5 protein-coding genes and 1 pseudogene are annotated in these 7601 nt (G+C 51.0%); 3 read left to right on the top strand and 3 right to left on the bottom strand.

The window, feature by feature from the left end:
* Together HRU42_RS05735 and HRU42_RS05730 are read left to right on the top strand one after the other, a co-directional pair.
* A partial coding sequence (locus HRU42_RS05735; RefSeq protein WP_295029449.1) for a zinc-dependent metalloprotease occupies positions 1–1254 on the top strand: 1254 nt, incomplete at its 5' end.
* Positions 1255–1378: 124 nt separating this feature from the next.
* Positions 1379–1681, top strand: coding sequence for a hypothetical protein (locus HRU42_RS05730; protein WP_295029447.1), 303 nt, complete (start codon positions 1379–1381; stop codon positions 1679–1681).
* Positions 1682–1831: 150 nt separating this feature from the next.
* On the opposite strand, the gene HRU42_RS05725 is transcribed toward HRU42_RS05730, so the two are convergent.
* From HRU42_RS05725 to HRU42_RS05715, 3 genes are all read right to left on the bottom strand, one after another.
* Positions 1832–2197 carry a hypothetical protein gene (locus tag HRU42_RS05725; RefSeq protein WP_295029446.1) on the bottom strand — a complete coding sequence of 122 codons (366 nt, stop codon included), beginning with the start codon at positions 2195–2197 and terminating at the stop codon, positions 1832–1834.
* Positions 2194–5292, bottom strand: a complete 3099-nt coding sequence (locus HRU42_RS05720) for an efflux RND transporter permease subunit (RefSeq protein WP_295029445.1) — start codon at positions 5290–5292, stop codon at positions 2194–2196. Before HRU42_RS05720 ends, HRU42_RS05725 begins: the two co-directional genes overlap by 4 nt.
* Before the next feature lie 66 nt (positions 5293–5358).
* Complete coding sequence (locus tag HRU42_RS05715) at positions 5359–6438, bottom strand: efflux RND transporter periplasmic adaptor subunit (protein WP_295029444.1); 1080 nt, start codon at positions 6436–6438, stop codon at positions 5359–5361.
* 202 nt (positions 6439–6640) lie between these two features.
* On the opposite strand from HRU42_RS05715, the pseudogene HRU42_RS05710 reads away from it, so the two are divergent.
* Positions 6641–7584: pseudogene (locus HRU42_RS05710) on the top strand (LysR family transcriptional regulator).
* Positions 7585–7601 lie beyond the last annotated feature (17 nt).

Raw genomic sequence — 7601 nt, 5'->3', positions numbered from 1 at the left:
CGCGGCCTCACTGCGGGTTGGGAGGATAGACAGGCCGCAGAAGATGCATCTATGGCACTTTCTCTGGCCCGAATTCGTCAGTTGGCGGCCCACGAGGTTGGCCACACCTTAGGTTTCGATCATAACTTCGCCGCCTCGAGTAATGACAATGCCTCTGTGATGGATTACCCCCATCCACAGGCAACACTGAAAGACGAGAAGATAGATATTTCTGCTCCCTATGGTGTCGGAGTCGGTGCCTGGGATAAATACATAGTCGAATATGGCTACAGCGAATATAGCGACGCTGCCGAGGAGTCGGCGCAGTTATCTGCACTCATGACTCAGGTGCAACGTCAGGGACTGCGCTACATAGGTGAAGCGGATTCTCGCACGAAAGGGGCCAGTAATGCCTACGCCAGCCTCTGGGATAATGGCAGCGATCCCGTTGCCGAGCTTATCCGTATCGATAAGGTGCGAGCCAAGGCGATCGCTGATTTCTCTCCTTCGGCACTGTTAGCGGATCAGCCCAGGGGGGAGCTAAGCGATATCTTCGTGCCCATCTACCTGCTCAATCGTTATCAGATCACCGCCGCGGCTAAATTCATCGGCGGCACAGATTATAGCTATAGCGAAGGCGTCGAAGGCGAATCCTGGCACTACATTGCACCTCAGCTGCAAAAGCGCGCCCTGAATGCCTTGCTCGATACCTTGTCACCCGAGGCGCTCGCTATCTCCCAGACATTGCAGGAATCCTTAGTGCCCAAGATGGGTAACTACAATAGGACACGGGAAAGTTTCGACTCAAATCTTGGGGTCATCATAGACCCTCTCGGTATGGCCGAGGTCTTGAGCCGTCATACGGTGCAGCAGCTGCTCGCGCCTTTACGACTCAATCGTGTGAATCAGGGCTACATAGGCGACAGGGAACAGCTATCCGTTCCGGCACTCGTCGATAAACTACTGGGCAGCACGCTATATGAGGATATTCCCAACGGCGCCGAACAAGGAGTCTGGATGCGGGTTAACAGCGTGATACTCGATGAGTTGTTAGCCAGCTACCATGCTCAGCAGACTCGACCCGAGGTGAAGGCGCAACTGGCGAACCGTCTGCGTTATACCCTCAAGCAGCTTAAACGTAAGGTGAAGCGGGTCAGCGCCTACGAGGCCGCTCACTTTGCCTGGCTCGCCGATGGCGTCGAGAGAGGCATGAAAGATGCTAAGGTTAAACTGATAGCTCAGCCACTCAAGATGCCACCGGGCTCGCCGATTTAGCCGGAAGACAATCGTTCACACATGTATCAATTTGCATGAAATGTGATTAATTTGTTCACAATTTGTAAGAACTAATCTAGAGTTGGTGTTACACACTTGTGGTCAAAAAAGATTGGAGTTGTATATGAAGTTATTAACCAGCGTGGCCTTATCTGCAGTACTTGTGTTTTCATCGACGTCTGCGTTCGCAGATATTCCTGATTTTTCTAAGACTGCGGCGGCTAAAACCAGTTACGATTTTTCAATTAATCAAGCTGTTAAGGGCAATCAGTTGCAACAAGCGTCGACTAACCATGATTTTTCTAAAACGGTGGCGGCCAGCGATAAATATCTATTCTCTATCAATGAATCAGCAGTGGCCCCAAAGACTGTGCTCCCGTCGACTCAACATGATTTCTCTACGACAACGGCAATGAAGCGGATCTAATCGTTAGCCGTTAAAAGTACTCATTTAATAACTAGTTAACGCGTTTGAAGTAAAGGCCCGGACTAAGTTGGATTGCCCGGGCCTTTCTTTTTTCTAATCGTCTACCGTCTACCGTCTACCGTCTACCGTCTACCGTCTACCGTCTACCGTCTAGGGCTTATCGGTTTTACCCTGGCTCTTATCCAACGCGTGGCCTAGTCGATAGGCATCGATAACCCCAATCAGCCAGCCAATGATAAATGCCCAGGTGGCAATAGACACGTAAATTGCCTGTGCGCCGCTCGGTTGCTCGGTGACCATCTGATAGATCAGGTTAACATCCAGCTCAATGGCACCAGATAATATCTGATCTGAGATCTCTTTTGCTCGCGCTACGGCTTGATAGAGAAGATAGACTAAGCCACTCAGGCTGACGGCAGAGATAAGGCTGCCGATATTATATTTATTCAAGTAAAAATGCCCGGTACCCGGACAGACTAAGGCCGAGAGCAGTGCGGCTGTGATTGCCTTGTTCATATGTGCTTCTTCATTGCTTGATATTCCTGTTTAGGGTAAGGAATGCGGAAAGCCAAGGTATAAGTGACTGGCAAGACGATCAGGGTCAGCACCGAGGCGAAGCCCAGGCCGAAGATGATGGTGATAGCCATAGAGCCGAAGAAGGCATCAGACAGCAGAGGGACCATACCCAGCATAGTCGTTATCGCCGCCATCAACACGGGCCTTACCCGGCTCACGGACGAGTCGACCACAGCCCGATAAGCCTCCTTGCCTTCACTCAGTTCCAGATTTATCTGATCGACCAGTACTATGCCATTTTTGATTATCATGCCGGTCAGGCTGAGTAAGCCTAGCAGCGCCATGAAGCTGAAGGGCGCATCGAATATCAAGAGACCCGTAACTACCCCGATCAAGGCTAACGGTACGGTAAACCAGATAACCAGAGGCTGGCGCACCGAGTTAAACAGTAGCACAGTGATGAGGAACATGGCCAGATACCCCAAAGGTATTGAGCTAAATACCGAGACCTGGGCTTCTCCTGCAGTCTCGTACTCGCCTCCCCATTCGAATTCATAACCACTGGGAAGCGGAATGGCTTCGATATCGGCTCTTATTTTTCTGAAGACTGAATCGGCAGTCTCATTGGTGCCGTTGATCGGATCGGCATATACGGCCAGCATACGTTTCCTGTCGCGGCGCATGATAAGTGGGTTTTCCCACTCGGTACTAAATTCTGAGACCACCTGAGTCGCGGGAACGAAGACGTTATTTTCTGAGCTCCAGACCTGGAGTTTCCACAGGCTATCGGCATCGAGGCGCTCCTCGGCCGGTGCCCTGGCGATGATGGGCATCAGGTGACTGTTCTCACGATAGACACCGACCTGTTTACCACTGAAGTTGACCAGGAGTGAATTATCGAGATCTTGTTTGCTGATCCCGGTTTCACGAGCCTGAGCCAGTGCCAGTTGTGGACGGATCAGGGTCACCTGATTACGCCAGCTATGTCTCACGCCTACGGCTGTCGGCTCAGCATCTAAGATCGCCTTGGCTTGGGTGGCAAGCTGACGCAGTACCACAGGGTCTTCACCGTAGAATCTTGCCTCAATCTTAGCCGCTGGGCTGGGACCATTCTCCATATATTTGAAACGATACTCGGCTTCGGGATACTTGAGGCTCAACTCCTTCTCAAGTGTACGCATGTATCTGTCTAGGCTGGCAAGATCTGTCATCTCGAGCAGTAGCTGACCGTAGGAGCTGTAGCCTTTCTCCGGGACATAGGAGAGCACGAATCTTTGAGCGCCCTGACCGATAACGCTGGTGAGGTTAACCAGACCGATATCTTGGGTCGATTGCTGGGCCAGCAGGTCTTGTTCTATGCGACCGAGTAAGGCCTCTGTCGCCTTGATATCTGTGCCTTCTGGCATCCACACATCCACGAAGAACATAGGCGTGTTTGAGGCCGGAAAGAAGACATTTTTCACGTAGCCGAAGCCGATTACCGAGGTGAACAGTGCCGCGATAACCATAAGCAGGGTGACGGCGCGAAAACGCATGGCCAGGTTTAAGCTGGTACGGTACAACTGGAATATCAAGCCCTTGTAAGGGTCATCAATCTCATCAGCGCTGACTTCGCCATCTTTGAACATCAGGTGGCAGAAGAAGGGGGTTAGGGTCATGGCGGTGATCCAACTGATAAACAGCGAGATCAGCAAGACCTGAAATAATGAGACGCAGAACTCACCCGTGGCCGTGTCTGACAAGCCGATCGGAGCGAAGGCAAGAATGGCGATGACAGTAGCGCCTAGTAGCGGCCATTGCGTCTGTGACACCACCTGTTTAGAAGTCTCTAGTCGGGTTTGGCCACGCTTGATGCCTATGAGTATGCCTTCGGTCACCACTATGGCGTTATCGACTAACATGCCCAGAGCGATGATCAGTGCGCCCAGGGAGATGATCTGCAGCTCAATATTGAGCATTTTCATCACGATGAAGGTGCCTAATATGGTCAATAGCAGTACCAGCCCCATCAGCAGACCGGCACGCACGCCCATGAATACCAAGAGCACCACGATCACTATGGCAATAGACTCGGCCAGATTGATTAAGAAGCCGGTGATGGTCTGATCGACCATCTTGCTCTGGTCGTAGACAGTGTTGAGTTCGATACCTATGGGCCGCTCGTTATCGAGCTCGACGAGCCTGGCATTGATGGCTGCGCCAACATCGACCACGTTGACGCCGCTGGAAAATGAAATACCCACAGACAGAGCCGATTCGCCATTGCCGTGGTAAATATTTGTCGGGGTCTCATCGTTATCTTTATAGACCTGGGCTATATCGCCTAGGTAGACCAATTTTGTGCTGCCAGGCGCGCTGATTAACAGGCGCTCCATCTGCTCCACTCGACTAAACTCACCGGTGGGATGGATGCGAATGCGGTTATCGCCGACGCGAATACTGCCGGCATTGGAGACCACATTCTGACTGTTGATCAGGCTATAGATATAGTCTTGGTCCAGGCCCAGCGCATTGAGTTTCTGCTGGGAGATCTCGACCACGACTTGTTGGGTAATTTTACCGGCGATGGTGACTCTTTTTACCCCATCCACAAGCACGAGTTCACGCCTGAGAAAATCGGCATAATTTTGCAATTCACGGCTCGTGTAGCCATCACCTGAGACGTTGAGCAAGATACCGTACACATCACCGAAATCATCGATAACTGACGGAGTCGCCACCCCAGGTGGCAGTTCACCTAGCTTGTCGTTGACCTTACGGCGGAACTCGTCCCACACCTGAGGCAGTTCGTCTGCACCGTAATGCTCGTGGACCTCTATCTCAATTTGAGACAGGCCGGCACTGTTGATCGAGGTGATATGCTTGATGGCATCAAGTTGCTGCAGCGCATCTTCCAGAGGCAAGGTAACTTCCTCTTCGACCTGTTCCGGTGAAGCGCCAGGGTAGGCGGTGACGACGAGTGCCTGCTTGAGGGTGAACTCGGGGAATTCTAGCTGACCTAACCCAAGAAATGAGATGCTGCCCCCCACGAGTAGCAAGAGGGCAAACATCCAGCTCACCACTTTATGTTCTATAGCGTATTGTGCGAAATTCACGGCGTAAAATCCTTGCAGGCGAAAGAGTAAAAATTAAGGCTTAGGTGATATTGACTCGGATTGGTATTACACCCCGCGTTGCCAATGAAGCGGTTTAACTTGCTGTTCTGCTGACAGGTACTGCACACCGGCTACGACAAGCTGATCGCCCTCGCTCAAGCCCGTTAATATCTCTATGCCATTGGTGGTGACTCGACCTAAGGTGACGATTTGTGGCGTCACCTTGCCCGTGTCTGCATGGTAGAGCCAGATGATATTTTCACCATCTTGATCACGTTTCATCACTGCACTGGCTGGGATCACTGTCTTCTCTAACTGAGAGTCCATCGAGAGATCTAAGGTCAGCTCGGCGCTCATACCCGGAAGAATATTGATTTGAGTGGGCCTGGCGAGTGTGAAGACAACTTCATAACTTTGAGTGCCGGGAGTCACTTGAGTCGCATGCTCTTTCAGTTTTACCGCATAGGCTCGCTCCGGCTGAGCACTGAAACGCACCTGAGGTTGAAATTTAGCATGGGGATTAAATTTGATGGCCTGACTGGCCATAGACTCTGGCACCTGGATCACCACGTCGATATTACGATCTTTCTGTAACACCAGCACCGACTGGTTTGCCTGGATCATCTGATAATTATCGATGGAAATCTTAGCGACCGTGCCGTCATATGGCGCGAGTAAATGGGTGTAGCTCAATTGATCGCGGGCGTTAGCCAGAGCGGCTGCGGCTGATTTAAGTTGCGCCTTAGCCAGATCGTACTCTGCCGGTGAGATCAACTGGCGGCGTAATAGCTCCCCCTTACGCTTATAGTCGGCGGTAGCCAGCTCATGATCGGCTTCGCGGTTGAGTAAGCTGTTGCGGGCATCTCTGTCATCTAGTTTGGCCAGAATAGTGCCTTTCTTTACCCGCTGACCCTCGAGCAAGCTGAAATCGATCAGCTGACCAGGCACTCTAAAGCCGAGATCCGCCTGCTTAGTGGCGGCTATTTTTGCCGGAAAGACGCGAATAGAAGCTGCATTAACATCTGTGACTTCCAATAATTTCACCGGTCTAATGCTTTGTGGGGCAACTTCGATGGACTCTGCGCTGCAGCCAGCCAATATGCCTGTGATCATGATGACTACGAATGTTTTTGCTAGGTACTTCATAAACCGGTTTCCATGTGTGCGACAAAATGTATCAAAGCCGAGTAAGATACCAGCATCTAATATTGAACAAAATGGGAATAAGTGGGACTATTGGTTCCATAAAATGAGACTGAGCGGATAATTTGTTAATCTAGGTTGTCAAAATGCTGAGTCAGGTTGCCCGTAAGGGGGTGATCTTATCGATAACTTGTGAGTATGCGCTATGAAAACTGAAGATATCGCCCTGTTCCATCGCATCAAAGAGACGGGAAGTTTAGTGGCAACAGCGGACTTACTTAACCTGCCTAAATCGACCGTGAGCCGCCGTCTGCAGGCATTAGAGAACGATGTTAAGGTCAAGTTATTTCATCGCCAGAGTCGAGCCATGACGTTAACGGCTGCGGGGAGCCACTTCTATGATAAGACCCTGTCTATTCTCGGGGAACTTGAGCAGACTCTGGTGGAACTCACAGATACTCAAGCCGAGATTGGCGGCCACCTACGTATCCTGATATTTCCCGTGCCTGAGCTGTTGGAGATTGCTAATGGCATCTTCGAGTTTATGGATCAAAATCCAGAACTCACCGTAGAGCTGATTGTCAGCACCCAGCCCCAGGATATGATCCGCAACAATATCGATCTCGCCTTCATGTTAGAAGATTCATTTAATGAAAATGAGATGGTGGCACGGGAGCTACTCAGTGAAGAGCTGCATTTCGTCGCCAGTCCGGGTTATCTGGCTAAGGCGGGTACGCCTGTGTTACCCGGGGAACTGGAGCTGCATAACTCCATCTTGCTGCGTTACCCTAACGGTCGCATTATCAATGAGGTCCCCTTCGGCAAGGATATGATCATTTCGGTGAAGGGTAACTTGTGTCTCAATAGTATCGGGCTCTGCCTGGAAGCGAGTTTAACCGGTAGGGGGATTGCTTTCTTACCCGCAGTGTTAACCCGTGAACACATTGGGCGAGGTGAACTCACCCAGTTATTTGCCGACGTAGAGCCCTATGTCGGTAAGTGCTATCTGGTCTATCCCTCCAGACGTTTCATCAGCTTAGCGAGCCAAAGGTTGATCGATCATATGATGAGCGCACTCGAGCGCTATAATCTGGGCAAAGTAGCGGCCGGGAAGAACGACTAGGTGGCTCAATTGCGTCCTGGGTTTGANNNAANNNNANANNNNA

The sequence above is a fragment of the Shewanella sp. genome, assembly GCF_013214165.1.
GTDB lineage: Bacteria > Pseudomonadota > Gammaproteobacteria > Enterobacterales > Shewanellaceae > Shewanella.
This window is presented reverse-complemented; position numbering and strand designations above follow the sequence as displayed.

Excerpts from the sequence above, each read along its gene's own strand:
- HRU42_RS05730 (WP_295029447.1), top strand. The coding sequence starts at position 1,379 with ATGAAGTTATTAACCAGCGTGGCCTTATCTGCAGTACTTGTGTTTTCA.
- HRU42_RS05725 (WP_295029446.1), bottom strand. The coding sequence starts at position 2,197 with ATGAACAAGGCAATCACAGCCGCACTGCTCTCGGCCTTAGTCTGTCCG.
- HRU42_RS05715 (WP_295029444.1), bottom strand. The coding sequence starts at position 6,438 with ATGAAGTACCTAGCAAAAACATTCGTAGTCATCATGATCACAGGCATA.